Below are 25360 nucleotides of genomic sequence, written 5' to 3'. Positions count from 1 at the left end.
TCCGTTAGAAGCGTTAAGATATTAATAAGTAGAGAGCTTATAAAAACATTATTTTGAAGCTAATAAGTGAAAAAGGAGCTGACAATCTAGGATAGGTTGTTATCTCCTTTTCTTTTTTTGAATTTTTCCAGTATCAATTTTTATAGCAGGTTAAGCTTAACCCCTTTGAAACAAAGGAGGAAATAATAAAAAAAAGCCGAATAGAATAAGGTAGATAGTTAATTAGCGGCGACAAAAAGGAGGAAGCAACCAATGTTTTCAAAACCAGTGAGAGAAGAATATCCAGCCTATTATCATAACTATATTCAGCTAGTGCCAGAGGAAGATGTGCTTATACATTTAGGGGAGCAAATCGGTAAAACCTCTGCTTTTTTTCTTGGGTTAACTGATGCGCAGGCTGATTTTCGTTATGCAGAAGGAAAATGGTCCATTAAAGAAGTGATCGGGCATCTAACAGAAACAGAGCGGATTATGGGTTACCGGGCACTTCGGATTGCAAGAGGCGATTTAACTTCTCTTGCAGGCTATGACGATGAAGCATATGTGAAGGAAGGGCAATTTACGACGCGCACAATGATAGATTTAGTAGAAGAATTGAAAGCAGTGCGCATGTCTACACTTGCTTTATTAAAAGGATTGCCGGAAGGGGCACCGAAAAGAAAAGGATATGCCAATAATGGGGAAGTTTCTGCAAATGCGATTGCCTATATTATTGCAGGACATGAGCTGCATCATCTGAAGATTATCGAAGAAAGATATTTGGGATGAATTGGATATAAATCTAAAAAAATGAGAGTGCTTGTTTCATAACAAATAAATGAAAGCACCTAAATATACGATAAATTCTTTTAGAAATTATCGTATATTCAGGTGCTTTTTATTTTTTTTGAGCCAAGGAAAATCATTAATAAAAAGAATTTATAGGATTATTAGTGTCCATCGGATCCTTCGCTATCTATACGTGAGTCTCTATTATCAAAAAATAGCAAAAGAAATAATTCTCTTTTGCTATTTTGGGACTAGGAAGCAGTTTCTGTTTGTACGTCTTTTTGCTGTTCTTCTTCCAAGTCTTTTAATTGCTGCTCCAATGTTTGTTTTCTTTTTGCTAAATAGTTTTCCACTTTTTGATAGGTGACATATTTTTCTTTTGTTTTAGTAGTTTTGCTGTCTTTTTCTACTTTATTTAATGTGGCTAAACTCCTCTTTGCAGCCGCTATTTGTTTTTTATTTAATTCTTCTTCCATTTCATTCGAGACTTTATAGCGGTTTATTTCATAGTCGGTATTCTTTTTTGTTGCTTTTGCCTTTTTGGTATATTTATTTTGAGCCAACTTTTTAATCCTGCTATCTGCGGTTTTATTGATCAAGCTATCTGTTTTTCCAATGGATTTTGCTAATTTTTCAGAAGATGCAACTGTTTTCGTAGTCATTGTTCCACTCTTAAATAAAGCAACTAAATCTTTTTCATCTTTAACTAGTATGTCCCCTTGCTTTATCATTGCAAAATAACGATCAGAATGCTCGAGATGCTTATTAATTTCTTTATAGTAGCCGGCGAGCTGATTTTGATATTTCAAAGGAAGTTTTTTGCTCTTTGACTCTAGTCTTTTTCGATTATTTTTTACTTTGTTATAGTCATTTGTAAAAGCTTTAGAAATAGTTAAATTCTTTTCTGATTTTATATTTGTACTATAATATTTTTTTAAGTTTCTGGCAGATGCTTGTATGGTTTTAAGTTCTTTTTCCAGCTTGTCTTTCTCTGTTTTCTTTCGGTTGTCATATAGTTTATAGCTTTCTTGTGCTACATATAATCCAACCCCTTTATTTTCCTTCCATGAACCTGCAAACTCTGAAATCGGCGGATTAGTATCTTTATAATATTTTGAAATTTCTGGTGTGAAGCCAGGTCGTTTTTTTGTTTGGATAAACCAGTCGGTAAAACCGCCGCCAGAAGGATTTTTTCCTGAATAGACAAGAGAATAGCCTGTCATTTTGCCGATTTTTTTTGCATAGGCTAAATCTCGTTTATAATGGGTTGTTTGTTTATAATTCCAATATAAAATTTTTCCGCTAGTATGATAGGCTACGCTCATTTCTGGATTAATAGAGTTTACAAAGGAAAGGATTGCTTTTACCTCTTTAGCAGAAGCCGGTGTTTTGCCTTTATAATGACTGTAGCTAGGACCTTTTGCGTTGTTGGAAATATTTTTCCATCCAGCATCATATTGACGATTTAGGTCAATTCCTTTAGCATTGGCTTTCCAGCGTTTAAAGTTTTTGCTGCCATCATTCATTTTAATTAATCCAGCATGTGCACTCTTAGGAAATGCCTTTAATCCTTGCTGCTGCAGTGTAACTCCATCAGGATTAACCATTGGCACAAACCAGATTTTTGTATTGGCCAAAATCTTTTGAGTATCATAGCCATTGATTTTTGTCTTTTTTTGATAAGAAATAGCGTACTGTTCCAACATATACATATTTAAATTAGTGGTAAGCCATTCTCTGGCATGATGGGAACCGTTGATAAAAGTAGTAGCAGTCCCTTTTCCAAGTGAAACGGCATAAATATCCCGGCCATATTCCGATTTGCCGATCACTTTATAAGCAATAAGGCTAGGATAGGATTTTTGCAGTTTTTTTATATCTTCCACCATTTGATTGTAGCTGTAAGCCTGATTTGGATTCACGATTTCTTTTCCAGCGGCTTTGGCTGGAATCGTAAATAATCCGAAAGCAAGCAGTAAAATAATTGCTGCTAGTATACGAACATGCTTTTTCAATTTTTTTCCCCCTCAAAAATCTCTCTCTGTCTATTTCCCATTATATAAAATAATAGAGAGTTTAATAGAGTATAAATTTTCTAGAGAGTATTGAAAAATATTCCAACCTATAATTAAATGGGATAGAGCATGCGTTTTTTATCGAATGGAAGGAATCTTTTTTAATTCTTATACGTATGATACACAGTCAGGAAATGAGGTGATAACAATGGGGAAAACAAATAAAGTAATGACAGGAATTATTTCGACGACTTTTTTGCTGAATCTTGCGGCATGCAATAACGAGACAAACGAGGAGTATACAACAACATCCAACTCAAATTCAAACTCAAGCTCTACTATTCCAGATCCTCCAATGGATTCTAACTGTACCGATTGGGAATGGGATGAGTATGATCAAGTGTGGGAATGTGATGATAGTTCCTCAAGTCATTATGGCCATTATTATTATGGCGGTCATTTCTATAATACGAGAACGGCTTTAAGGAACAGCAGTGCTTTTAAAGCAGCTAAAGCTTCAGCAGCAAAAACAAGCACATCAGACTCGAGCTCTACATCCAGCAATAATTCGACCAATTCAAGCACTAATTCTAATTCATCAGACAACAATAGTTCCATTAATCAAAGCTCTTCCGTGGATACAGATAAAGGAAACAAAACTTCTGTAAAAAGAAGTTCAGGCTTTGGCAGCGGATCAAAAAGTTATGGAGGATAACGCCTCTATTTTAAAAAGAAAAGGAGAACAGACATGAACTTATATATAAATTTTGCCTCCTACTTAGGTGTTGCATTGCTTTTATTGCTTATTGGCATTGTTTTATTTATGGTCAGCACCCCAAAGCTAAAGGAAATGAAACTAATTGCGGCAAATAACTTGAGCGCAAGTCTTGTATTAGGGGGGAAAGTGATTGGCCTTGCGATTGTCCTGGGAGCAGCAGCAGAATATTCGGTGTCGCTGATTGATATGGCAATATGGGGATTGATTGGTATTGTTGTACAAATCTTAGTATTTATTTTGGCAGAACTAGTGACGATTCGTTTTAGCATTCACCAAGCAATTGAAGAAGATAATAAAGCCGTTGGAGCACTATTGTTTTCTTTGTCCATTGCTATTGGATGGATTGTGGCGAAATGTTTATCCTATTAAAAAGGCGGGAGAACAGTGAAGAAGCTCACTTATTTTATCGATAAAGGAAATGACGATTATCGGCCATTTTATGAATATGATGCTGCGAAAGTTGGCATCGATGAATTGTATGCCCGCCAGCTTTGCACCTATTTTATTATGCGCGGGCAGCAGTATGAGCTGATTTCGAATGAGATGGATGGGGACGAAGAAATTCTTGTTCTAAAGGATATTGGCAGAAATCCACATGTTATGGATGAAAAAAACTATATGGGCAGAGGGCTCCATATTGAATTTCGCCGCCATAGCGAATCAGAGAATTATCGTTTGCTTGCATCCATTCCTTGTCAAGCGCACTTTGATGTGATCCGTTATTTGCTAAAAGACATTGTCGATATTCCAAACAATGGGCAAAAAGAAGTAACATCTACAGAAATAGATGAGGATCGCCGCGTCTATGTTCTTTATGTAAAAGATATCGGGGAGGATCTGGCGTGAATTCCTATCAAAAGCAACGAGCAGAGTTTTACAGCAGGATAGAAGATTTCTGGGCAGATCTTTATAACGAAGAATATGCCCTTTATGATCTTTCTTTAATAGAAAAAGAAGAACTCAGACAGGTGCGCACAGCTACAAACAGAATTGGGTCCATCTTTTTTAAAACAAATAAGCTTCTTCGAGAGGTGTCCGAAGAAACATTGCTAGAATTGGGGTTCCCCCAAGAGACCCATGCGTTTCTGCGCTTAAAAACGATGATATCAGAAAGTGTGATTTCTCGTCTTGATCTTATTCCATCAAGGGAAGGTGTAAAATGTATTGAAATAAATGCAGATACACCAACATTTATTAAAGAACTTTTTCATGTGAATGGGCTTGTTTGTGAACAGTTCGGAGAGGAAAATCCAAATAAAAATCAGGATAGGCTGCTAGGTGGAGAAATTATTAAAACAATTAATGAACTTAGCAAAAAATATCCAATTGAAGAACTGTCTATCGTATTTACAGCACATGAAGATAATCTCGAGGATAGAGAAACTGTTCTATATTTGCAAAAGCTGTCGGGGGTACCTTCCCGGTTTATTCCTCTTCATAAACTGCAAATCGAAAAAGGGATCGGCCTTTTTGATGAAGAAGGAAAAAGAATACATATTTTGTATAGGCAGACCTTTCCAATTGAAAATTTAATCGCTGATGAAGATGAGGATGGCAATAAGATTGGGCTATGGCTGCTTGAATTGGCAGAAAAGGGAAAGATTGATCTTATTAACCCTCCATCCGCTTTTTTAATGCAGAACAAAGCGGTACAAGCGGTTATCTGGGGATTGCATCAAAAAAATCATGCCTATTTTACAAAAGAAGAACATCAATGGATAAAGGACTACTTTTTGCCGACTTTCTTAGAGCCTGATTATTTCCTAGAAAAGAGTATTGCCTATGTGAAAAAACCAGCTTTTGGCCGTGAAGGAGATACGGTCGAGATTTATCATCCAAATGGCAGCCTTGCGTATGCAGAAAAGGAACAGTCCTATACAGATTATTTGCCTATATATCAGCAGTATATCCAACATCCAGAAAAGATTTTTGCAAGTGAAAAAGGACCGCAGACAGGAAAACTGTTGATTGGAAGTTTTTTAATAAATGGCAAAGCATCTGCCGTTGGCTACCGTGTTGGGGGAACAATTACGAATAATCTTTCTTACTACTTGCCTGTTGGAGTGAAAAAGGGCTGAACCGTTTCATTTGTCTAGCCTAAATTTTTGTTTTTAAACTTTTTCGGCACAATAGGCTGAACCAAATAAATTGGTTCAGCCTATTGTCTATTTCAAATCGGCAAACTCTCGGGAGATGCGCTCAAGCGCTTCTTTTATAATCGAACGCGGGGAAGGGACGCAAATGCGCTGGAAGTTGACTCCTTCTTCCCCAAAATTATTGCCCATTTGCAGTAATACATTTGCCTTGTTGTAGATGCGGTCATGAATTTCTTCATCGGAAAGACCGTATGCGCTAAAGTCCATCCACATAACATAAGTGCCTTCAGGGATGGTTATTTTTACTTTCGGCATCTGTTCATCCATAAATGCTTTAACCATTTCCATTGTTCCATCAAGATATTCCTTTAGGTCTTCTAGCCATTGTTCCCCTTCATTATAAACGGCAATTAGTGCTGCAATCGTGAAAGGAGACGCCATTTGATGACCCATTGTATCGGTAATTTTATTGCGTAAAGCAAGATTTGGAATCACCATATTGGTGCAATGCAGTCCAGCTACGTTAAATGTTTTGTTAATGGCAGTACATGTTACAAGGTGATCTGTGCTTTTTGCGACTTTAGCAATTGGTGTAAACACTTGATCGCGGCGGATTAAATCGCCATGAATTTCATCAGCAATAATAATCACGTTGTTGACTTGACAGATATCCGATAATTTTTCCAGTTCTTCTTTTGAAAAAACTCTTCCTGTTGGATTATGAGGGTTGCACATAATAAATAATTTGGTGGAGTCTTCTTTTGCTTTTTCCTCAAAGTCCTCAAAGTCGATTCGATAATAGCCATCCTCATCACAAATAAGGGCATTATTAATGACAACACGGTCGTTTTTCTCAATTGCTGAAGTAAAAGGAGGATAAACGGGTCGCTGAATAATAACACCATCTCCAGGCTCTGTAAATGCGCGTACGGCCATATTAATGGCATGAACAGTTCCAGGGCTATAGACTATCTCTTCTTTTTTGATGTCCCAATCATGTCTTTTCTTAAACCAAGATTGAATAGATTCAAAGTACTCGTCAGGAAAAATAGAATAGCCGTATATACGATGATCGACCGTTTTATGTAAGGCGTCAACTAAGGCTTGAGGAACAGGCAGATCCATATCTGCTGTAAATAATGGGATCGTATTTTCATCATATTTTTTTGTGAGCCCCATTTTCTCTAACATTGTTCCTCCATCCCATTTTACGGAGTATGTGCTGCGGCGAACGACTATTTCATCAAAATTATTAATCACTGTATCCACCATCCTTTAATTTTATCTAATCTAAAGATAAACAAATTCAAAGAAGAGTTCAAATCATTACCAAGGAAGGAGCGGAAAAGATTTTTGCCCCTTGCCAATGGTTTAGAAATTAGTTAGAATACATTATAGTTAGATATTCTAATTATAAGAGGTGCGAAAAAAATGGGTAAAAAAATAGGTTCAGAAGATTCCTTGCCGCCACTCGGGATAGAACCATATATAGAATTAATCCACGAGTCAGCATCGAAGGAAGTAATAAAGCAAGATGCGCAAACGGGATTACTGATGCTATGGCTAAGCGATTTTATATTAGACGCTGTGGATGTCGACCTCGAGCCTTTTGGCATAACAGAAAGCAAATTAGATTTACTATTGTTATTAACGTTGTATGGGGAGAAAAAGAAAACTCCTTCAAGCCTGGCGGAACGTTTAGGAATAAGCCGCGCTTCTCTTACTTCTATGATTGATTGGTTGGAAAAAAGAAAGCTAGTTATGCGCACCCATTGCGCAAATGACCGAAGAAAGATACATGTACATATTACTGAAGAAGGGCGGAGTTTAGTAAATAAGGTCTTGCCAACTTATTGGTCATTTTGTGCTTCTATAGTACAAGATTTAGAGCCAGCAGAAAAACAAGTATTTGAAAAAGTAATCAAAAAGTTAAATGCCAAAATGCAGGGAAGGCTTGAGGTTGAAAGGTAAATATTCTTTTAAAATAAATGGCTGTGTTAAAGCTATGTTGATTGGAGAGAAAACTAACAGTCACGTTTAACAGAACCAAATAAATAGAAAAGGTGATTAAATGGAAAGTATATCCTTACAAAAAGAGCATAATTATACGCTCATGACTGTTATTTTATCGTGGACAGGAATGGTAGTGATGTCCAGTTTGTATGTAAGTATTCCTCTGATTAGTTTATTCAGCAGTACACTACATATATCGTTGTCAAAAGCAGCCATCACGTCGAGCATTTTTTCAGTTGGTTTTGCAGTAGGCTGTTTTTTCTATGGAGCTATTTCGGAAAAATTTGGAAGAAAAAATGTCATTGTTGTGGGGCTCCTTATTTTAAGCTTCATTTCATTGTTGCTTGGAACAGTAAATTCTTTCCCTTTGCTTGTGGGGTTAAGAGGATTGCAAGGACTTGCAGCCGCAACGTTTTCACCGGTGGCCCTTGCCTATACATTAGAGGTTTTTCCGAATGAAAAAAAAGTGGGTGCGGTTGGTTTTATCAGTACAGGCTTTCTTGTAGCAGGCATTGTTGGGCAGCTATTCAGCTCCACCATCAGCCAAGCATTTAACTGGCATCTTGTTTTTTATCTTCTTGCCGTTGTGTATGTTCTTACAGCATTTATTCTATTTTATTTATTGCCAACAGGTGTTGCCCATGACCGAGGGAAAAATATTTTTGAACCACTGAAGCAAATTGGCGTCATTTTTAAAAATAAAAACATTGTGCTTAGTTATGTGATTGCATTTGTGCTATTAATGTCATTTGTGAGCATGTATACAACATTAGGACAATATTTAGCGGAAATTTCTACTGGTGACAGCAATCAGCAGCTATTGTATATTCGCGCTATCGGCATTTTGGGAATGGTGTTATCGCCTTTATCTGGAACATTAGCGAAACAATTTAATATTTTGCCCGTGATCCGCTTTGCTTTATCCCTTTCCGTTGTATCGCTTGTACTAATGGGGCTTACCACCAATATTATATTGCTGACAATTGTAAGTGTATTATTTGTGAGCGGAATTGCTCTTGCTGTTCCATCCATCATTTCTCTTGTCGGCCAATTAGGGGGGAAAGTGGGCGGCATTGCTGTTTCCATGTATACTGTTATTTTATTTGCGGGAACAAGCCTTGGTCCAGTCATCTCAGTAGCTTTTATTCATACAGGAAGCTACATGATTGCGTTTATTTTGCTTGCTGCAACGTTGAGTGTAGGGCTGATCGCCGCATGTTTGATTAGAAAAAAAGCAGCTTAAAATGATAGGGGGCTGGATTGCTCCCTACAACCAAAAAAGCAAGAGTCTAGCCAATCATTGCTTCATGGTTCACTTTTTCCATAAATTCTTTTACGACATTTAGATTGCTTTTTTTGCTGCCAAGTTTCAGCATAGACCTGCCAACGAAATTAACGCCTTTATTTTGTCCTGTATATATAAATTTTGTATGTGTTTCATCTATCTTTAATAGGGTAAAGGATAAGGTGATTTCAAAGGCCTTTCCTAAAACAAAACTAATTTGCTTATGCTTTTTGTCAGCCAAATCCTCATAAGCGAGTGTTTCTACAATATATGTCTCTAGCCGATGTCCTTCCCGGTAGGTCTGTTTATGTTTGGCGCCTGCTTCCGTTTCCTTTTTCTCCACCAATTGATGTTCCTCTACCTTTGGCATAATTCTTTTAATATTCTTATCAAAAAATAAACTCCATACCTTTTCTATATTTGTTTTAATAATAGTTTCCTCTTTCCATTCAATCATTCCGTTTCCTCCTTTCCAGATTCGAGAAATGCATCAATTTCTTCTATTTGAAGATAAAGATTATCAATTTGTGATTGTATTTTATTTTTTTTCTGCAATAGCAGTTCCTCTAAGTTTGCAAATGATTCATCCCTCATAACAGAAGTCATTTCCTGGATGGTAAAACCTAATCTTTTTAATTTGATTAATAAGATTGCGAGAAAGAAGCAGCCATCATCATAGTAGCGATAGTTATTGTTCGGATCAATATAAGCGGGTTCAAGTAATTTAATATCCGCATAATAACGTAAGGTTTCTTTTGTTAATCCAGTCATGTCTGCAAAATCACTAATCTTGTACAATCATTTTCCCCCTGCTTCATCATAAACTGTGTGGTGCACTACATGGTCAACTTCATCCTTGAAAAAAAGTGTTCTTTTCTCATCATCCGGTTATTTAGCTAAGCTAAGTATCATTTGCGCTAATGCTATGATTCCTTCTTCTAGCTGTTCAGGTCTGGCGTAGGAATAAGAAAGACGCAGATGCCGCTGACTGTAATGGTCATAAATAATCCCAAGGTTAAGCAAAATTCCTTTCTTTCTGGCCTTTTCAAATAAAACCCCCATTGGAATAGTGGGGAGAATAGAAAGCCAAATATAAAACCCTCCCTGTGGAATATGCCAAACAGCAAGGTCTTTCATATATAGATTTAATAAATTTAACGTGAAATCTCTTCTGTTCTTTAGTTCTCTTCGTAAATTTTTTATATAGTTCTCATAAAAACCATTTGATAACCATTCAGCCACCAAAAACTGTGATAAAGTGCTAGAACCATAATCGGTTTGCATTTTAATATCAGCAAGCCGATTAATAACAGATTCGGGACCGGCGATAAATCCAATGCGCAAACCTGGTCCAAGCACTTTGGACATGCTTCCGACATATAAAACATTTCCGCCTTTATCAAGCTCCTTTAATGTCGGTGGAGGGGGTGTATCAAACCATAGATCCCCATATACGTCATCCTCAATAATTGGCATTCTTTCCTTTGCTGCTAGTGCTAATAATTCCTGCCTTCTCTCTAAAATCATCGTACTTCCTGTTGGATTATGAAAAGAAGGATTTGTATAGAATAAAGCCGCCTGATGCTGTCTTTTTAACCTGGAAATGGCATCAACAAGTACGCCTCTATCATCCATTGGAACACCAGTTAATTTCATGCCAGCTGATTGAAAAACCTGGATAGAATGCAAATACGAGGGAGCTTCATGCAAAATGGTAGAGCCAAATGGCAATAATCCTAACGAAATAAGCTGTAATGCCTGAATGCCGCCAGAAACAACTAAGATGGAGGAGGAGGAAGCTTGAATTCCTCTCTTAGCTAAATAGCTGCTAAGAGCATTTCTTAGAGATATTTCTCCTTTGGGCTCTGGATAGTTTAAAGAAATCTCTGCGGCCTTTTCCTGCATAAAAGTCATTTGCACCATCTGTGAAGGCAGCAAATCAGGCGATAGCTCTCCTGTACCAAGCCGAATAATGCCTGGGAGAAACTCACCTTTGTTAATCTCTTGAACGGTTGGCAGATTAGGCTGATAGGTTCCTGCTTCTACATATGCTTTCCAGTCAGGAGGAGGCACGGCCGAAAGCAAGCTCCATGAGTTGTTCAGTACCGTTGTGCCTTTTCCTACCTTGGACAGTAGGAATCCATCTGCTGCCAACTCATCCAATGCATATACAACAGTGCTTCTGTTTACTTGAAATAATCCAGCAAGCTCCCTTTGCGCAGGCAGTTTAAACCCAACAGGCCATTCGCCGCGAATAATTTTTATTTTGATATAATCATAGATTTGCTGATAGAGAGGGATGGAAGATTGCTTATTTGGAATCCAGTTTTCTTTTTTTTTCATATTTATGCTTCCTCTTTTTTTCATCATTATAACGTATTGGTTGGGTTCTTTCCCATCCAATTGGTTGGAGACAAAATCTGGCCATTTTTATAGACTGTTTTTTAGAACAGGAGGAAAGTAGATTGATACAAGCAGGAATCCATGGATTTATTTTAGCATTAGGCTTAATTCTGCCATTAGGTGTGCAGAACTTATTTATTTTTAACCAAGGAGCAGTACAGCAAAAGTTTAAAAAGGCTATGCCTGCCGTAATAACCGCTTCACTTTGCGACACCATTTTAATTTGTCTTGCTGTGCTTGGCGTGTCTGTAATTTTATTGAAAGTAACGATTTTAAAAACAATTCTTCTTGTCGGAGGCGTTTGCTTTTTAATTTATATGGGCTATGTGATGTGGAAAAGCAAACCGAGTCAAGGAGAGGAGCCCCAGAAAACATTCACAGCAAGAAAGCAGATAATCTTTGCCATGTCTGTCTCTTTGCTTAATCCCCATGCCATTATGGACACAATTGGTGTTATCGGTACAAACTCTTTGCTTTATAGCGGGACGGAGAAAACCGTTTTTACGATTCTGTGCGTGATAGTATCGTGGATTTGGTTTATTGCTCTTGCCATTCTCGGAAAAATAATCGGAAAAGTAGATAAACAGGGAAATATGCTTGTTCTATTAAATAAAATTTCTGCTGTAATCATGTGGGGAATGGCGTTGATGATGGTGTTATCAGTATTTTAGGAGGGGAATTTTGCAGTTTATTGCATTTTTTCTATATGGTATAAAAACAACCCGCTAGATATCTAGCGGGGATAGCTTATTTAGTACTTTTGCGTAAGATTAACTCTGAGTTAAGCAAAACGGTTTTCTGCATTTTTCTATTTTCAACTATTTGTTCAAGCAAAAGTTTAATAGCGGTTTTGCAAAGTTCAGGAATATCAATATGAAAAGTGCTTAATGGAGGAGAAACATATTTTGTAACACTAATATTGTTAACACTAATAACGCTCACTCTATTTGGAACAGCTATATTAAATTCATTAAATGCCTGCAAGCTGCCAACTGCTATCGGATCTGATGCAATAAAAAAAGCAGTCGGCAAATCTTCTTTTAAGCTATTGATAGCTTTTTGTGCAATGCTATAGCCATCTTGAACAGAAAAGTGTTTTTCTCCAAATACATATTTTTCCTCAAATATATTTAATTCTTGCAAATAAGAGCGGAATGTCTTTTCCCGAATATCCATATCATCTTGACCTGTATCTGGATTATGATACGTCCCACCAATAAAACCAATCTTTTTGTGTCCTTCCTTCTGAAAATAGTCAATTGCCTTTTTGGTAATCCTTGCAATGTCTGGCAAAACAGCGTCAAATAGATCTGGAGCTGGATTTGAGTCAATAAATACACCATAATTTGTTTTTTTATTTAATGCTTGAATTTCTTTAGTCGAAAATCCGCCAATTGCAATAAATCCTGAAATATTGTTAGGGATGCTTTTAATGCCATCATCGTGTTTATATAAAAGCAATTCGATATTATTTTCACGGGCATTTTTTTCTAACTCTAGTCGCATCTGTTTAAAATAAACGTCTTCTAATTCTTCTCTATCTGTAATCCAGTAAAGAAGAGCAACTTTTTCAATAAGAGGAAGAATATTTTTTCTGTCATATCCAAGTTCCACCGCTGTATCGAAGATTTTCTTTTTTGTTTCGGCAGTAACAGAAAGTGTATGGTCATTATTTAATAATCTGGAAACTGTTGATGCAGAAAAACCTGATTTTTCTGCGATTTCTTTAATCGTAGCCATAAAATCCCCCTCAAATAAATCCTTTGTTTATTATATACCATATTAAAATAATTTAGTAATGTTTTTTACTAAATTATTTTCCCTTGATAAGAAATAATGATGAGTAGTATTTAAAGAAAAAGATAAATAAATATAGTGTTGTTTTATACTTTTTCGATAAAAAATATTACTAAATATATTTACAAAAAAACACTCGTGTAGTATTCTTAATCTAGAAAACGTTTTCAGTTTAATTGAATAAGCAAAGGGTGGATAAGTGATGAAAAAGAAAATTTCAACATTACTATTAAGTAGTTCTTTGGCTTTAACTTTGGTAGGATGTGGTCCTTCAAATGATAGTTCTAATAGCGTTTCCAATAATAAAAGTAATTCCGAGTATGATTTGCTAGTTTGGGAAGACCAAAGTAAATCAAAGGGTATCGAAGACGCAGTTAAAAAATTCGAAGAAGAAAATAATGTGAAAATTAAAGTGGAAGAAAAAGCGTATGCAGATCAACTGGAAGATTTGCGATTAGATGGTCCGGCAGGAACGGGTGCAGATGTAATAACCATTCCTGGTGATCAAATAGGAACAGCTGTAACGGAAGGAGTATTAAAGGAATTAAGTGTTGATGACAGCCTTCAACAAATGTATACAGAATCTGCAATGGAGTCACAGATAGTGGACAAAAAGGTATATGGACTGCCAAAAGCAATAGAAACGACGGTTTTATATTATAACAAAGCGTTAATCAGCAAAGAAGATTTACCAAAAACAACAGAAGAATGGTATAACTATTCAAAAGAAAATACAAAAGATGGAAAATATGGGTTATTGGCACTCTGGGATCAAATATATTATGCGCAAGGTGTATTAAGCGGATATGGTGGTTATGTATTTGGAAAAGACAGTGGAGGGAAATATAATCCGTCAGATATTGGATTAAATAATAAGGGCGCGATTGAGGGAGCAGAATATATTTCTAAATTCTATAAAGATGAATTATTTCCATCAGGAATTATTGGAGAACAAGGAATTAATGTATTAGATTCTTTATTTACAGAAGGAAAAGCAGCAGCTGTTATTTCTGGTCCATGGAATTTAGAGCCTTATAAAGAAGCGGGAATTGATTATGGCGTAACAGAGCTGCCGCTATTGGCAAACGGCGAACATATGGGATCATTTATTGGAGTGAAAAGCTATAATGTAAGCACCTATAGCAAAAACGGAGAATTAGCTGAAAAATTAGTTGAATATTTAACCAATGAAGAAAATTCTAAAACGAGATATGAAAAGACGAAAGAAGTGCCTGCAGTCAAATCATTAGCTGAGGATGCTGCCATTACGGAAAGTGAAAGTGCAAAGGCTGTTGCTGATCAGTCACAGTACTCTGAATTAACGCCTGGCATTACAGAAATGGATGCTGTTTGGAAACCGATCGACTCTGCATTGCAAACAATTGCCAGCGGAAAATCAAAACCTAAACAAGCACTTTCTACAGCGGTCGATACAATTAAAGGGACAATCGAAGCGAATAGCGGCAAGTAAAAGAAAAAAAGGGACGTTTTTACATTTGGTCAGTCAAAAAAATGTCCCTTTTCCATAATGAGGTGAAAATATGATTAATTATTCCCCTGAAATAAAAAAACAATACCAACATGCTAAAAAAGCATTATTGTTATCTATCATTCCGGGATTTGGGCAACTTTATAATAAGCAGAAACTAAAAGGATCACTCTTTTTTCTTTTCTTTTTAGCATTTATTGTAGTGTTTAAAGATTTATTTAATATGGGATTATGGGGAATTGTTACACTTGGTGAAGAAGTTCCTCGCGATAATTCGATATTTTTGCTGGCAGAGGGTTTGATTGCTGTCATTGTATTGTCATTTGGACTGCTTTTCTATTATTTGAATTTGCGTGATGCATATAGTAATGGAAGAAAAAGAGATATGGGATTTGAATTAGATTCTATTAAAGAACAATATCAAACACTTCTTCATGAAGGATATCCTTATTTAATTACTAGCCCCGCGTTTGTTTTATTGGTTTTTTCTGTTATTTTTCCTATTTTATTCTGTTTTGCGCTAGCTTTTACAAATTATGATTTATACCATTCTGCACCTGCTAATCTGGTAGATTGGGTGGGGCTAGAAACATTTAAAAAGATTTTTACTGTAGATATTTGGCGCTCCACTTTTTTTGATGTGCTTGGCTGGACACTGATTTGGACATTAGTTGCTTCTACTCTTCAAGTAGCAATTGGCATATTTTTGGCGGTTGTTGTACATCAAAAAGAACTTCGTTATAAAAAGTTATTTCGAACAATATTAGTTTTGCCATGGGCAGTACCAGGATTTGTTACGATTCTAGTGTTTGCGGGCATGTTTAATGATAGTTTTGGAGCAATCAATAACTCTATCTTAGCCTTTTTTGGTATAGATGGAATTCCGTGGATGACTAGTCCGAATTGGACTCGATTAGCATTATTGCTAATACAAGGCTGGTTGGGATTTCCTTATATCTTTATTGTTACAACAGGGATTTTGCAATCAATTTCTGAAGATTTGTATGAGGCTGCTACGATTGATGGAGCAACAGCTGTTCAAAAGTTTAAGAATATAACTTTGCCTTTGGTGCTATATTCGATGGCGCCGATTATTATCACACAATATACTTTCAATTTTAATAACTTTAATATTATTTATCTATTTAATTCGGGCGGGCCGGCACTGCCGAGTTCAACTGCAGGAGGCACCGATATTTTGGTTTCATGGATCTATAAGCTGACCATGCAATCCAGTCAATATGCCTTAGCAGCTGCACTTACTATTTTATTATCCATATTTGTTATTGGGATAGCACTATGGCAATTTAGAAGAACAAAGTCATTTAAGGAGGTAGCGTAATGGGGATAAAACATTCTAGCATCAAAAAACAAAGGACAGTCCGCATGACGTTTTCCTACCTTTTATTGATTTTTGTTTGTGTGGCCATCATTTATCCGTTAATTTGGACAATTGGTGCAAGTTTTAACCCAGGCAATAGCTTAATAAGCACCAGTATTTTTCCGAAAAATCCAACGGTAGATCATTATACAAGGCTTTTTGCTAATGAGGGAACCTTATACTATCAAAAATGGTATTTCAACTCTGTAAAAATTAGTATTCTTACCATGATATTTTCCCTGATTTCTGTTTCTTTTACAGCCTATGCCTTTTCTCGGTTCCGGTTTAAAGGTCGGAAAAATGGTTTAATGCTATTTTTGCTGCTGCAAATGATTCCACAGTTTTCCGCATTAATCGCCATTTTTGTATTGGCGCAGATGCTTGGCTTAATAAATAGCCATTGGCTGTTGATATTGATATACGTAGGTGGACAAATTCCGATGAATACGTATTTGATGAAAGGATATATGGACTCCATTCCTTTAGATTTAGATGAAAGTGCAAAAATAGATGGCGCCAGCAATACGAGGATTTTCTTGAGAATAATTATGCCGTTATCGAGGCCGATGCTAGCGGTAGTTGCCATGAATGGATTTACTGCTCCATTAGGAGATTTCGCTATTTCATCTGTTATTCTGAGAAATCCAGAATATTATACGCTGCCAATTGGTTTGTATAAATTAGTAAGCGATAAAATGGGCGCCAGCTATACCACATTTGCTGCAGGAGCCATTTTAATCAGCATTCCAGTAGCACTAGTATTTTTAGCGCTTCAGAAACATTTTGTATCGGGATTAACTGCGGGCGGAACAAAAGGATAATGATATGGAGGGATAGTAATGATAAACAAAATAAAGGAAACGAGATTGCTTCACGGAGGGGATTATAATCCTGATCAATGGCTGGATTATCCAGAAATCCTAAAAGATGATGTAAGGTTAATGAAGTTATCGAAAACCAATACTTTTACTTTAGGAATATTTGCATGGAGTGCTTTGGAACCGAAAGAAGGGGAATTCCAATTTGAATGGCTGGATGAAGTTTTTTCTAATATTCAGGAGATTGGCGGAAAAGTAATTTTGGCTACTCCAAGCGGGGCAAGACCAGCGTGGCTGTCTAATAAATATCCGGAAGTATTAAGAACAACAGAAAATAGAATGAAAATGCATCATGGGGGCAGGCATAATCATTGTTTTTCAGCGCCTATTTATCGAGAAAAAGTGGGGATTATTAATCGGAAATTAGCAGAACGATATGGAAATCATCCTGCACTTTTGATGTGGCATATATCAAATGAATATGGAGGAGATTGCCACTGTGAATTATGCCAGGAGAATTTTAGAAGCTGGCTGCAAACGAAATATGCAAATCTTGAGAATGTGAATAAAGCTTGGTGGGGACCTTTTTGGAGTCATACATACAGTGATTGGTCTCAAATAGAGTCCCCGTCTTCCATTGGTGAAAACGCAGTGCATGGTTTGAATTTGGATTGGAAGCGCTTTGTTACTGCCCAAACAATCGATTTTTACCAACAAGAGATTGTGCCATTGCGAGAAATGACGCCTGATATTCCGATAACAACCAACTTCATGGCAGATACACATGATCTTATTCCGTTTCAAAGCTTAAATTATAGTGAATTTGCTAAACATGTTGATATAGTGAGCTGGGATTGTTATCCTGCCTGGCATAATGATTGGGAAGAAACCCAAGACTTGGCTGTAAAAGTAGGATTTATTAATGATTTATACCGATCATTAAAGAAACAGCCTTTTCTTATTATGGAATGTACGCCAAGTGGAGTAAACTGGCATGATGTGAATAAGGCGAAACGTCCGGGGATGCATTTGCTGTCTTCTATGCAATTTATTGCCCATGGATCGGACAGTGTTCTCTATTTTCAATGGCGAAAATCAAGAGGATCTTCGGAGAAATTTCATGGAGCTGTAGTTGATCATGATAATAGTGAACATAATCGTGTATTTAAGGATGTAGCAAATGTAGGAGATGCTTTAGAAAAAATTGCCGAAGTAAAGAATTCTATGAAACATGCAAAAGTAGCAATTCTATATGATTGGGAGAATAATTGGGCACTAAATGATGCTCAAGGCTTTTCTAATCAAACCAAACAATATCCGCAAACATTGCAAAAGCATTATAAAAGTTTTTGGAAAAAGGATATATCAGTTGATATTGTTACACCTGAACAAGATCTAAGCCAATATAGTTTAGTGATTGCTCCTATGCTTTATATGATGCCGGAAGAAATGATGAAAAAGCTTCGTGAGTATGTAGAAGCTGGCGGTACTTTGGTGAGTTCGTATATAAGCGGGCTTGTAAATGAAACCGATTTAACTTATTTGTCAGGATGGCCAAAGGATCTTCAAGCTATCTTTGGGATTGATGTCAAAGAGACAGATACCCTTTATCCGAAAGATCGGAATGCAATTGTTTTTAAAGACAAAGTGTATGAAGTGAGAGATTATTGTAGCATTTTTGAGAATAAACAGGCACAAGCACTTGCGAATTATGAAATGGATTTTTATAAAGGACAGCCGGCAGTTGTCAAAAATCAATTAGGAAAAGGAACGGCCTATTATATTGGGGCAAGAACAGAACAGGCCTTTTTAGATGATTTCTACGATGAATTAATAAAACAGCTTTCCGTAGGAGAAAACATGGGTATTCTTCATGAAGAGGGTGTGTCCATTCAAATTAGAGAATCAGAAGATGATAAATACTATTTTGTGATGAATTTTACGGAGCGAGTCCAAAAGATAAAAGCTGTTAATGAATATATTGATTTATTGTCCGAGAGAGTATTAGCGGGAGAAGCATTTATGAAGCCTTACGAAGTTTTTGTATTAAAAATGAAAAAGTAAATAGAGAAGCATATTTCTATGAATTGCTGTCCAGAAAGGTAGAGTTTGACTTTCTGGACAGTTTTTTATAAGCAATCTCATAAAAAAATTAGATTATTGTAACATATAAATCGATTTCAATTAGAGAAGGAAAATGGATTAACTAGCAACATAACGAAAGGACGATGCAGAAGGTGCAGATCACACATACGGTTTTTGGACAGCTTGGAAATAAAGAAGTATGGGAATATGTTCTTGAAAATGATAACGGCATGATTATTAGAGCCTTAAACTATGGGGCGATTGTTACTTCTATTGAAATGAAAGATGCAGAGGGGAAAGCGGAGAATATTAGTTTAGGTTTTCGAAATCTAGAGGACTACTTAAACTACTCGCCATATTTTGGAGCACATGTCGGGCGAGTAGCTGGACGGATAGCAGATGTTCAATTTGAAATAGATGGGGAAACATTTTATTTAGATAAAAATGAAGGAAATAATCAGCTTCATGGGGGAAAAGATAATTTCAGCAAGAAGATCTGGGATGTAGAAACGAGTGTTGGCAAAAGCAGTGCTTCGCTTATTTTTCGTTCTATTAGTCCAGATGGGGAAAATGGTTATCCAGGAACGCTTAAGGCTACTACCACTTACACCCTTACAAATAATAATGAGTGGGTGATTGATTACTATGCAGAAACAGATAAACCAACGCTTTATAATCCAACCAATCATGTTTACTTTAATTTAACGGGCTCTGTAAGGAATACCATTTTGGATCATCATCTTTTTATCAATAGCAATGCCTATATTCCCCTTCAGGAGGACTCTTTACCTATAGGCGGAATTTTACCGTCTGCGGGTACTATTTTTGATTTAACAACTCCAACGCCGATTCGCCGAGCAGTAGAAGACGATGACGAACAAATCCAGCTAACAAAAGGATATGACCATCCATTTTTACTTTCTCATACAGAAAATATGCCAGATGCGATTCTTTCAGATGAGAAAAGCGGGCGCACTGTCTATATGTATACAGATGCGGATTCAGTTGTCGTTTACTCAGGCAATAAGTTAAAAGGAAATTTTGATATCGATGGTTATCCAGTTAAAAAATACAGTGGTGTTACCTTAGAAACACAAGCCTTGCCAGGTGCCAGCCATTTCGAAGATTTTGGAGACATCGTTTTAAGACCGGAGAAACCATTTTCTTCGCAGACAATGTATAGATTTAAAGTAATGAAATACTAGAATTCAAGAGGATTAGTAGATTTTTTCTGCTAATCTATTTAATTTTTTTGCTATAATCAGCAGCTTATCTTTTATATATAGTCGATAAAACCAAGCAGACGTTAGTAATTTAAAAAGAAGGGGAAGAAGTATTAGTAGAGTCTTAGACCTCAAATGGATAGGAGTGGTTGTTATGAGAATTTTGCAAGAACATTTTGTGGTGCTGAGAGGCCAGGCCATTACTTCTTATACACTAATGAATGACAACGGTATGGAAGTAACTTGTCTTGATTATGGTTGCATTATTACAAAGGTATTGGTGCCAGACCATAAAGGGAGAATCGAAAAGGTGGCTGCAGAGTTCGATTCTATTGCAGATTATACGGAGCCTTCTCCTGTTTTGAGATCGGCTGAAAGACATACTAATAATGCCAAGTTTACTATCGATGAAAAAAATGACAGGTTTTCAGAAAAAAACAACAGCAATCATCTTCTTAGAAGTTTGAAAGATTTCGATAAGGTAATATGGGGAGCGAAAATAATCAAAAATCAAAAGGAGGCAGTACTTAGATTTTCTTATTTGAGTATGGATGGAGAAGAAGGATACCCAGAAAATTTAAGTATGGAAGTGATATACAAGCTGACAAATCAAAATGAGTTGATTTTATGTTTAGAAATAAAAAGACTGCCCGATGCCATCAATCATTCGAAAATAGAAGAAAAATATTATTCCGAAATTAAAATGTTATCCCCATTTAATGGGCAGCAAGAACTCCATTGATGGATAGATAGGCAAAAAATTATCTTCTAGCGAAAGAGCAGCTATTGTATATTTTTTATAAAAAACGATGGTAATGTTTAAACTTCCTCCTCTTGTGATAAAACTAATTAACAGCAAAGGAGGAACAAAAATGAAAAAAATAGCTGTCGCTTTTATTGCTATTCTGTTTGTTTTTTCCATAATAGCATGTACAGATAACAAAAAAGAGACGGAAACAAGCAGTGAAAATGAGCATACACATACAAACTCTGCTGAACTGCCGGACAACCTTGAACCAGCAAAAAGTCCAACATATATGGATGGAAGCAGCATCATCATTGAAGCGGATCATATGGAAGGCATGAAGGGAGCAGAAGCAACAGTTTTAAGTTCTTTCGATACAACCGCGTATGTTGTAAGTTATACTCCAACAAATGGCGGAAAAAGAGTCGATAATCATAAATGGGTCATCCAAGAAGAAATGGAAGATGCCGGCCATAAAACATTGGCCCCTGGAACAAAAGTAACCTTACTTGCAGATCATATGGAAGGCATGAAAGGCGCAACTGCTGAAATAGAATCATCCGAAAAAACGACTGTCTATATGGTGGATTACACTCCAACAAACGGCGGGAAAAAAGTCACCAATCACAAGTGGGTAACAGAAGAAGAAATAAAAGCAAAATAAAGAGAAAAGGCAGCTCTGCAAGTAGACGAGCTGCCTTTATTTATAAGAGTTGGACCCCTAGCCGATAAAAAAAGGGAGCTTCACATAGTGAGTTGATAAAAAAAGAGCAGAAGTTAATAAAAAAGAGAGCTCCCCATAGTGAGTCGATAAAAAAATCGGAAATTCGATAAAAAAAGAGCAAAAGTTGATAAAAAGAGAGCAGAAGTTAATAAAAAAGAGAGCTTCACATAGTGAGTTGATAAAAAAAGAGCAAAAGTTGATAAAAAATCTAAAAAGTCGATAATAAAAAATGAAAAGTTAATAAAAAGCAGCCCCTATCTCCATTCAAAAAGGAAATAGGGGCTTTTTATAGGATAATCTTCAGCAATGTGGAAAATAAAATAGAGGCAGCAATAATTTCACCGCAAACTCATACGAGGAGGAAAAATAAATGAATAAACAACAATTTTGGCAGCTAATAGAACAATCAAATAAGCAGGAAGAGCCAATAGAGTGGCTGACTGAAACATTAGCACAAAAAGAAGTAGCCGAGATTGTCGATCTTGAGTATTATTTTCAAACATTCCAACAGGAAAGCTACCAATCTCGCTTATGGGCTGCAGCTTATTTATTGATGGACGGCTGTTCTGACGATACTTTTGACTATTTTTGCGGATGGCTCATCATCCAGGGAGAAGAAACTTTTCATAAAGTGCTAGAAAGTCCAGAATACTTAGCAGCCTATATTACAGAAGAAAACCTCGGTGAAGAAGGCTATCCCCAAAACGAAGAGTTGCTGACAGCAGGATTTGACGCCTGCACCCTCAAGAAAACAGGCGATATCAAGTGAGGGAAAGCTCTTACCCCCTATTATAAAAAATAATCCTCTAGGAATACCTCCCCTTCCTCTCTCTACTAAGTTCATAAGCAAAATGCATACAAATCTACTAGAAAACGAAACACTCTTCTAAATCCATCTCCATTCCTAAAAATCAATTTTGTACGTACAAATTTTCAGCATAATCAAAAATAGATGTACATACAGTTAATAATGGGGCTTGCCACCATGACAAACTTATTTTTTAAAAAATGTAAGCGTATACTTTAGCTAACTAAACAAGAAGGGTTGGGGGAAAGGATGAAAAAGTTTTTCGCATTACTATTTGTACTTGTATTAGTTTTTTCCATGGCTGCTTGTTCAAGCGGTGGTGGAAGTGGGGGCAAAGAGGAAGGATATGTAGGCATCAGCATGCCGACAAAATCTTCGGAGCGGTGGATCAGTGACGGCAAATATATGAAACAGGAATTTGAAAAGCAAGACTATAAAGTGGATCTTCAATATGCAGAAGATGTGGTGGAAAACCAAGTGTCTCAAATTGAAAATATGATTACAAAAGGTGTGGATGTACTCGTAATTGCCGCCATTGACGGGGAGGCGCTGACAAATGTGTTAGACAAAGCCCATAAACAAGATATTAAAGTTATTGCCTATGACCGCTTAATCAAAAAAAGCGAATATGTCGACTATTATGCTACATTTGATAACTTCCAAGTGGGTGTGCTGCAAGGAAGCTATATTGTCGATAAATTAGGATTAAAGGACGGAAAAGGGCCATTTAATATGGAACTGTTTGGCGGTTCACCTGATGATAACAATGCCTATTTCTTTTTTGACGGGGCAATCAGTGTATTAGAGCCTTATATGGATTCTGGCAAATTAATAGTAAAAAGCGGACAGACAGAGTTTAAGCAAGGCGCTACATTGCGTTGGGACGGAGCCACTGCACAAGCGCGCATGGATAACTTATTAAGCGCACATTATACAAAAGATCGCGTTGATGCGGTTCTTTCTCCATATGATGGCATCAGCATTGGCATTTTGTCTTCCCTAAAAGGTGTAGGCTATGGGACAACTGACAAGCCTCTGCCAGTGGTAACAGGGCAAGATGCAGAACTTGCGAGTGTGAAATCGATAATGAACGATGAGCAGACCCAAACAGTGTTTAAAGATACGAGAGAGCTGGCCAAAAAAGCAGTGGAAATGACACAAGCTGTTCTTCAAGGGGAAGAAGCGGAAGTAAATGATACAAAAACATATGACAATGGTGTAAAAGTGGTGCCTGCTTATCTTTTAGAGCCGGTTTCTGTCGATAAAACCAATTACCAAGAAATTGTCATTGATAGCGGCTATTATAGTGAATCAGAGTTAAGTAAATAAAGAAATAGCTTCTGTTTGGTAAGTGGTTTCGTATGAAGCTGTCAAACAGAGGCCCTTCTCTATTTTTAAGGGGCGGTGACAATGGCAGCGATATTGGAAATGAAACATATTACAAAAGAGTTTCCCGGTGTTAAAGCATTGGATGATGTTAATTTATCCGTACAAGAGGGAGAAATCCATGCATTATGTGGGGAAAATGGTGCAGGAAAATCGACATTAATGAAAGTGTTAAGTGGTGTGTATGGACATGGTACTTATAATGGAGCTATTTATTTTAATGAAGAGGAATGCAAGTTTAAAGATATCCGAGACAGCGAATCGAAAGGAATAGTGATTATCCATCAAGAATTAGCATTAATTCCTGACTTGTCGATTGCAGAAAATATTTTTTTAGGCAATGAAATTAAAAAGCATGGGGTCATCAACTGGAATGAAACCGTGCTGAAAACGCGAGAGCTTCTAAAGCTGGTGGGGTTAGAAGAAGATCCAAATACACGGATTTCCTCTATTGGAGTCGGCAAACAGCAGCTGGTGGAAATTGCTAAAGCACTAGCAAAAAAGGTGAAGCTGTTGATACTGGACGAACCAACGGCAGCACTTAATGAAGAGGATTCTAGCAATCTCTTAAATCTGCTTCTTGAGTTTAAAAAGCAGGGGATGACAAGCATTATGATTTCCCACAAGCTCAATGAGATTGCCAAAGTCGCCGATCATATTACGATTATCCGTGACGGCAAAACAATCGAAACATTAGAGGTGAAAGGCGGAATCTCAGAAGATCGAATCATTAAAGGAATGGTAGGGAGAGATTTGACGAATCGTTATCCTACCCGTGTGCCAACAATTGGAGACACGATATTGGAAGTAAGGGATTGGCATGTTTTCCAAGGGGAACGAGAAATCTTAAAATCTATTAATCTTCAAGTGAAAAAAGGAGAAATTGTCGGCATTGCTGGATTAATGGGCTCTGGAAGAACAGAGCTTGCGCGCAGCATTTTCGGCAGGTCCTTTGGAACAAAAATTACAGGGGCACTGTACAAAAACGGCAAAGAACTAGCCATAAAAAACGTGGCCGATGCTATTTTCAAAGGGCTCGCTTATGTAACAGAAGACCGCAAAAATGACGGATTGATATTAATAGAAGATGTTAAAACAAATATCTCCTTATCCAACTTAAAAAAATTATCGAAAAGGTTTGTCATTAATGAGCAGAAGGAAGTGGCAGAAGCGGAGAACTTCCGGAGCAAAATGAATATAAAAAGTCCAAGCATCTTGCAGAAAACAGGCAATTTAAGCGGCGGCAATCAGCAAAAGGTTGTGCTCAGCAAATGGATATTAACAGATCCAGATATTCTTATGCTTGATGAGCCAACAAGAGGCATTGATGTTGGCGCCAAATACGAAATTTATACGATTATTCATACTTTAGCTGCGGAAGGAAAAGGAATCTTGTTTATTTCATCAGAATTGCCTGAGCTGTTAGGCATGTGCGATAGAGTATATGTGATGAGCGAAGGCAAAATCACTGGCGAACTTTCCAAGAACGAGGCAACGCAAGAAAATCTAATGAAATATATGACTAGAGATTAGGGGGAGAAGAAGG

Annotated in this window: 24 protein-coding genes; 18 read left to right on the top strand and 6 right to left on the bottom strand. The window is 36.8% G+C overall.

Translation table 11 applies throughout. The features are described 5' to 3' along the window. Window positions 1-252: 252 nt before the first annotated feature. Window positions 253-768, top strand: coding sequence for a DinB family protein (locus CWS01_RS10530; protein ID WP_101177156.1), 516 nt, complete (start codon window positions 253-255; stop codon window positions 766-768). A gap of 251 nt (window positions 769-1019) precedes the next feature. On the opposite strand, the gene CWS01_RS10525 is transcribed toward CWS01_RS10530, so the two are convergent. Then, the gene (locus CWS01_RS10525; protein WP_157827626.1) at window positions 1020-2783 is read right to left on the bottom strand and encodes a M14 family zinc carboxypeptidase; all 1764 of its coding nucleotides are present in this window, start codon (window positions 2781-2783) and stop codon (window positions 1020-1022) included. Window positions 2784-2991: 208 nt separating this feature from the next. Here CWS01_RS10525 and CWS01_RS10520 point away from each other — a divergent pair, with 208 nt between their 5' ends. The 4 genes from CWS01_RS10520 to CWS01_RS10505 are packed head-to-tail and all read left to right on the top strand — an operon-like array spanning window position 2992 to window position 5639. Next, window positions 2992-3498, top strand: coding sequence for a hypothetical protein (locus CWS01_RS10520; protein ID WP_101177155.1), 507 nt, complete (start codon window positions 2992-2994; stop codon window positions 3496-3498). 33 nt (window positions 3499-3531) lie between these two features. Further along, a complete protein-coding gene (locus CWS01_RS10515; protein ID WP_101177154.1) occupies window positions 3532-3930 on the top strand; it encodes a DUF350 domain-containing protein in 399 nt (132 codons plus the stop codon). A gap of 15 nt (window positions 3931-3945) precedes the next feature. After that, entirely contained in the window at window positions 3946-4407 is a 462-nt protein-coding gene (locus CWS01_RS10510) for an RNA helicase (RefSeq protein ID WP_101177153.1), read from the top strand. Then, window positions 4404-5639: a glutathionylspermidine synthase family protein gene (locus CWS01_RS10505; RefSeq protein ID WP_101177152.1), complete on the top strand. Its 1236-nt coding sequence runs from the start codon at window positions 4404-4406 to the stop codon at window positions 5637-5639. The genes CWS01_RS10510 and CWS01_RS10505 overlap by 4 nt, the downstream gene beginning before the upstream one ends. Window positions 5640-5726: 87 nt before the next feature. Here CWS01_RS10505 and CWS01_RS10500 read toward each other — a convergent pair whose 3' ends face one another. After that, complete coding sequence (locus CWS01_RS10500) at window positions 5727-6929, bottom strand: MalY/PatB family protein (RefSeq protein ID WP_407938557.1); 1203 nt, start codon at window positions 6927-6929, stop codon at window positions 5727-5729. A gap of 159 nt (window positions 6930-7088) precedes the next feature. Between CWS01_RS10500 and CWS01_RS10495 the strand changes: the two genes are divergently transcribed. Continuing rightward, complete coding sequence (locus CWS01_RS10495; RefSeq protein WP_101177150.1) at window positions 7089-7628, top strand: MarR family winged helix-turn-helix transcriptional regulator; 540 nt, start codon at window positions 7089-7091, stop codon at window positions 7626-7628. Window positions 7629-7728: 100 nt separating this feature from the next. Continuing rightward, window positions 7729-8913 (top strand): MFS transporter, encoded by a 1185-nt coding sequence (locus tag CWS01_RS10490; protein ID WP_101177149.1) that lies wholly within the window; start codon window positions 7729-7731, stop codon window positions 8911-8913. Between the two features lie 46 nt (window positions 8914-8959). Here the strand turns inward: CWS01_RS10490 and CWS01_RS10485 are convergent, their stop codons facing one another. From CWS01_RS10485 to CWS01_RS10475, 3 genes are all read right to left on the bottom strand, one after another. Beyond that, complete coding sequence (locus tag CWS01_RS10485) at window positions 8960-9412, bottom strand: SRPBCC family protein (protein ID WP_101177148.1); 453 nt, start codon at window positions 9410-9412, stop codon at window positions 8960-8962. Continuing rightward, window positions 9409-9753, bottom strand: coding sequence for a MerR family transcriptional regulator (locus CWS01_RS10480; RefSeq protein WP_101177147.1), 345 nt, complete (start codon window positions 9751-9753; stop codon window positions 9409-9411). The genes CWS01_RS10485 and CWS01_RS10480 overlap by 4 nt, the downstream gene beginning before the upstream one ends. Before the next feature lie 90 nt (window positions 9754-9843). After that, entirely contained in the window at window positions 9844-11298 is a 1455-nt protein-coding gene (locus tag CWS01_RS10475; protein WP_101177146.1) for an aminotransferase-like domain-containing protein, read from the bottom strand. A gap of 122 nt (window positions 11299-11420) precedes the next feature. Here CWS01_RS10475 and CWS01_RS10470 point away from each other — a divergent pair, with 122 nt between their 5' ends. Beyond that, on the top strand, window positions 11421-12029 hold the full coding sequence (locus CWS01_RS10470) for a LysE/ArgO family amino acid transporter (protein WP_101177145.1): 609 nt from the start codon (window positions 11421-11423) through the stop codon (window positions 12027-12029). A 76-nt stretch (window positions 12030-12105) separates the two neighbouring features. Here CWS01_RS10470 and CWS01_RS10465 read toward each other — a convergent pair whose 3' ends face one another. Next, window positions 12106-13098 (bottom strand): LacI family DNA-binding transcriptional regulator, encoded by a 993-nt coding sequence (locus CWS01_RS10465; RefSeq protein ID WP_101177144.1) that lies wholly within the window; start codon window positions 13096-13098, stop codon window positions 12106-12108. Between the two features lie 259 nt (window positions 13099-13357). Between CWS01_RS10465 and CWS01_RS10460 the strand changes: the two genes are divergently transcribed. The 10 genes from CWS01_RS10460 to mmsA all read left to right on the top strand — a co-directional run bounded on the left by CWS01_RS10460 (window position 13358) and on the right by mmsA (window position 25347). Further along, the gene (locus tag CWS01_RS10460; RefSeq protein ID WP_101177143.1) at window positions 13358-14626 is read left to right on the top strand and encodes an extracellular solute-binding protein; all 1269 of its coding nucleotides are present in this window, start codon (window positions 13358-13360) and stop codon (window positions 14624-14626) included. A 70-nt stretch (window positions 14627-14696) separates the two neighbouring features. Beyond that, window positions 14697-15986: a carbohydrate ABC transporter permease gene (locus CWS01_RS10455; RefSeq protein WP_101177142.1), complete on the top strand. Its 1290-nt coding sequence runs from the start codon at window positions 14697-14699 to the stop codon at window positions 15984-15986. Then, window positions 15986-16846, top strand: coding sequence for a sugar ABC transporter permease (locus CWS01_RS10450; protein WP_101177141.1), 861 nt, complete (start codon window positions 15986-15988; stop codon window positions 16844-16846). Before CWS01_RS10455 ends, CWS01_RS10450 begins: the two co-directional genes overlap by 1 nt. Before the next feature lie 18 nt (window positions 16847-16864). Next, on the top strand, window positions 16865-18907 hold the full coding sequence (locus CWS01_RS10445; RefSeq protein ID WP_101177140.1) for a beta-galactosidase: 2043 nt from the start codon (window positions 16865-16867) through the stop codon (window positions 18905-18907). A 164-nt stretch (window positions 18908-19071) separates the two neighbouring features. Continuing rightward, window positions 19072-20133: an aldose epimerase family protein gene (locus tag CWS01_RS10440; protein WP_101177139.1), complete on the top strand. Its 1062-nt coding sequence runs from the start codon at window positions 19072-19074 to the stop codon at window positions 20131-20133. A gap of 172 nt (window positions 20134-20305) precedes the next feature. Next, window positions 20306-20893, top strand: a complete 588-nt coding sequence (locus tag CWS01_RS10435) for an aldose epimerase family protein (protein WP_101177138.1) — start codon at window positions 20306-20308, stop codon at window positions 20891-20893. Between the two features lie 130 nt (window positions 20894-21023). After that, window positions 21024-21560, top strand: coding sequence for a YdhK family protein (locus CWS01_RS10430; protein WP_101177137.1), 537 nt, complete (start codon window positions 21024-21026; stop codon window positions 21558-21560). Window positions 21561-21990: 430 nt separating this feature from the next. Beyond that, window positions 21991-22389 (top strand): DUF4240 domain-containing protein, encoded by a 399-nt coding sequence (locus tag CWS01_RS10425; RefSeq protein ID WP_101177136.1) that lies wholly within the window; start codon window positions 21991-21993, stop codon window positions 22387-22389. Between the two features lie 288 nt (window positions 22390-22677). Next, window positions 22678-23757 (top strand): multiple monosaccharide ABC transporter substrate-binding protein, encoded by a 1080-nt coding sequence (gene chvE, locus CWS01_RS10420; protein WP_101177135.1) that lies wholly within the window; start codon window positions 22678-22680, stop codon window positions 23755-23757. A gap of 81 nt (window positions 23758-23838) precedes the next feature. After that, on the top strand, window positions 23839-25347 hold the full coding sequence (mmsA, locus tag CWS01_RS10415) for a multiple monosaccharide ABC transporter ATP-binding protein (protein WP_101177134.1): 1509 nt from the start codon (window positions 23839-23841) through the stop codon (window positions 25345-25347). Window positions 25348-25360: the final 13 nt, after the last annotated feature.

This window comes from Niallia nealsonii (assembly GCF_002835805.1).
Classification (GTDB): Bacteria; Bacillota; Bacilli; order Bacillales; family Cytobacillaceae; genus Niallia; species Niallia nealsonii.
The sequence above is the reverse complement of the archived record's forward strand: the minus strand, read 5'-3'. Positions and strand labels throughout refer to the sequence as shown.

What these genes read in the sequence shown, in the direction of transcription:
- CWS01_RS10530 (WP_101177156.1), top strand. Translation starts at nt 253, where the DNA reads ATGTTTTCAAAACCAGTGAGAGAAGAATATCCAGCCTATTATCATAAC.
- CWS01_RS10520 (WP_101177155.1), top strand. Translation starts at nt 2,992, where the DNA reads ATGGGGAAAACAAATAAAGTAATGACAGGAATTATTTCGACGACTTTT.
- CWS01_RS10515 (WP_101177154.1), top strand. Translation starts at nt 3,532, where the DNA reads ATGAACTTATATATAAATTTTGCCTCCTACTTAGGTGTTGCATTGCTT.
- CWS01_RS10500 (WP_407938557.1), bottom strand. Translation starts at nt 6,929, where the DNA reads ATGGTGGATACAGTGATTAATAATTTTGATGAAATAGTCGTTCGCCGC.
- CWS01_RS10495 (WP_101177150.1), top strand. Translation starts at nt 7,089, where the DNA reads ATGGGTAAAAAAATAGGTTCAGAAGATTCCTTGCCGCCACTCGGGATA.
- CWS01_RS10490 (WP_101177149.1), top strand. Translation starts at nt 7,729, where the DNA reads ATGGAAAGTATATCCTTACAAAAAGAGCATAATTATACGCTCATGACT.
- CWS01_RS10485 (WP_101177148.1), bottom strand. Translation starts at nt 9,412, where the DNA reads ATGATTGAATGGAAAGAGGAAACTATTATTAAAACAAATATAGAAAAG.
- CWS01_RS10475 (WP_101177146.1), bottom strand. Translation starts at nt 11,298, where the DNA reads ATGAAAAAAAAAGAAAACTGGATTCCAAATAAGCAATCTTCCATCCCT.
- CWS01_RS10465 (WP_101177144.1), bottom strand. Translation starts at nt 13,098, where the DNA reads ATGGCTACGATTAAAGAAATCGCAGAAAAATCAGGTTTTTCTGCATCA.
- CWS01_RS10460 (WP_101177143.1), top strand. Translation starts at nt 13,358, where the DNA reads ATGAAAAAGAAAATTTCAACATTACTATTAAGTAGTTCTTTGGCTTTA.
- CWS01_RS10455 (WP_101177142.1), top strand. Translation starts at nt 14,697, where the DNA reads ATGATTAATTATTCCCCTGAAATAAAAAAACAATACCAACATGCTAAA.
- CWS01_RS10450 (WP_101177141.1), top strand. Translation starts at nt 15,986, where the DNA reads ATGGGGATAAAACATTCTAGCATCAAAAAACAAAGGACAGTCCGCATG.
- CWS01_RS10445 (WP_101177140.1), top strand. Translation starts at nt 16,865, where the DNA reads ATGATAAACAAAATAAAGGAAACGAGATTGCTTCACGGAGGGGATTAT.
- CWS01_RS10440 (WP_101177139.1), top strand. Translation starts at nt 19,072, where the DNA reads ATGCAGAAGGTGCAGATCACACATACGGTTTTTGGACAGCTTGGAAAT.
- CWS01_RS10435 (WP_101177138.1), top strand. Translation starts at nt 20,306, where the DNA reads ATGAGAATTTTGCAAGAACATTTTGTGGTGCTGAGAGGCCAGGCCATT.
- CWS01_RS10430 (WP_101177137.1), top strand. Translation starts at nt 21,024, where the DNA reads ATGAAAAAAATAGCTGTCGCTTTTATTGCTATTCTGTTTGTTTTTTCC.
- CWS01_RS10425 (WP_101177136.1), top strand. Translation starts at nt 21,991, where the DNA reads ATGAATAAACAACAATTTTGGCAGCTAATAGAACAATCAAATAAGCAG.
- chvE (WP_101177135.1), top strand. Translation starts at nt 22,678, where the DNA reads ATGAAAAAGTTTTTCGCATTACTATTTGTACTTGTATTAGTTTTTTCC.
- mmsA (WP_101177134.1), top strand. Translation starts at nt 23,839, where the DNA reads ATGGCAGCGATATTGGAAATGAAACATATTACAAAAGAGTTTCCCGGT.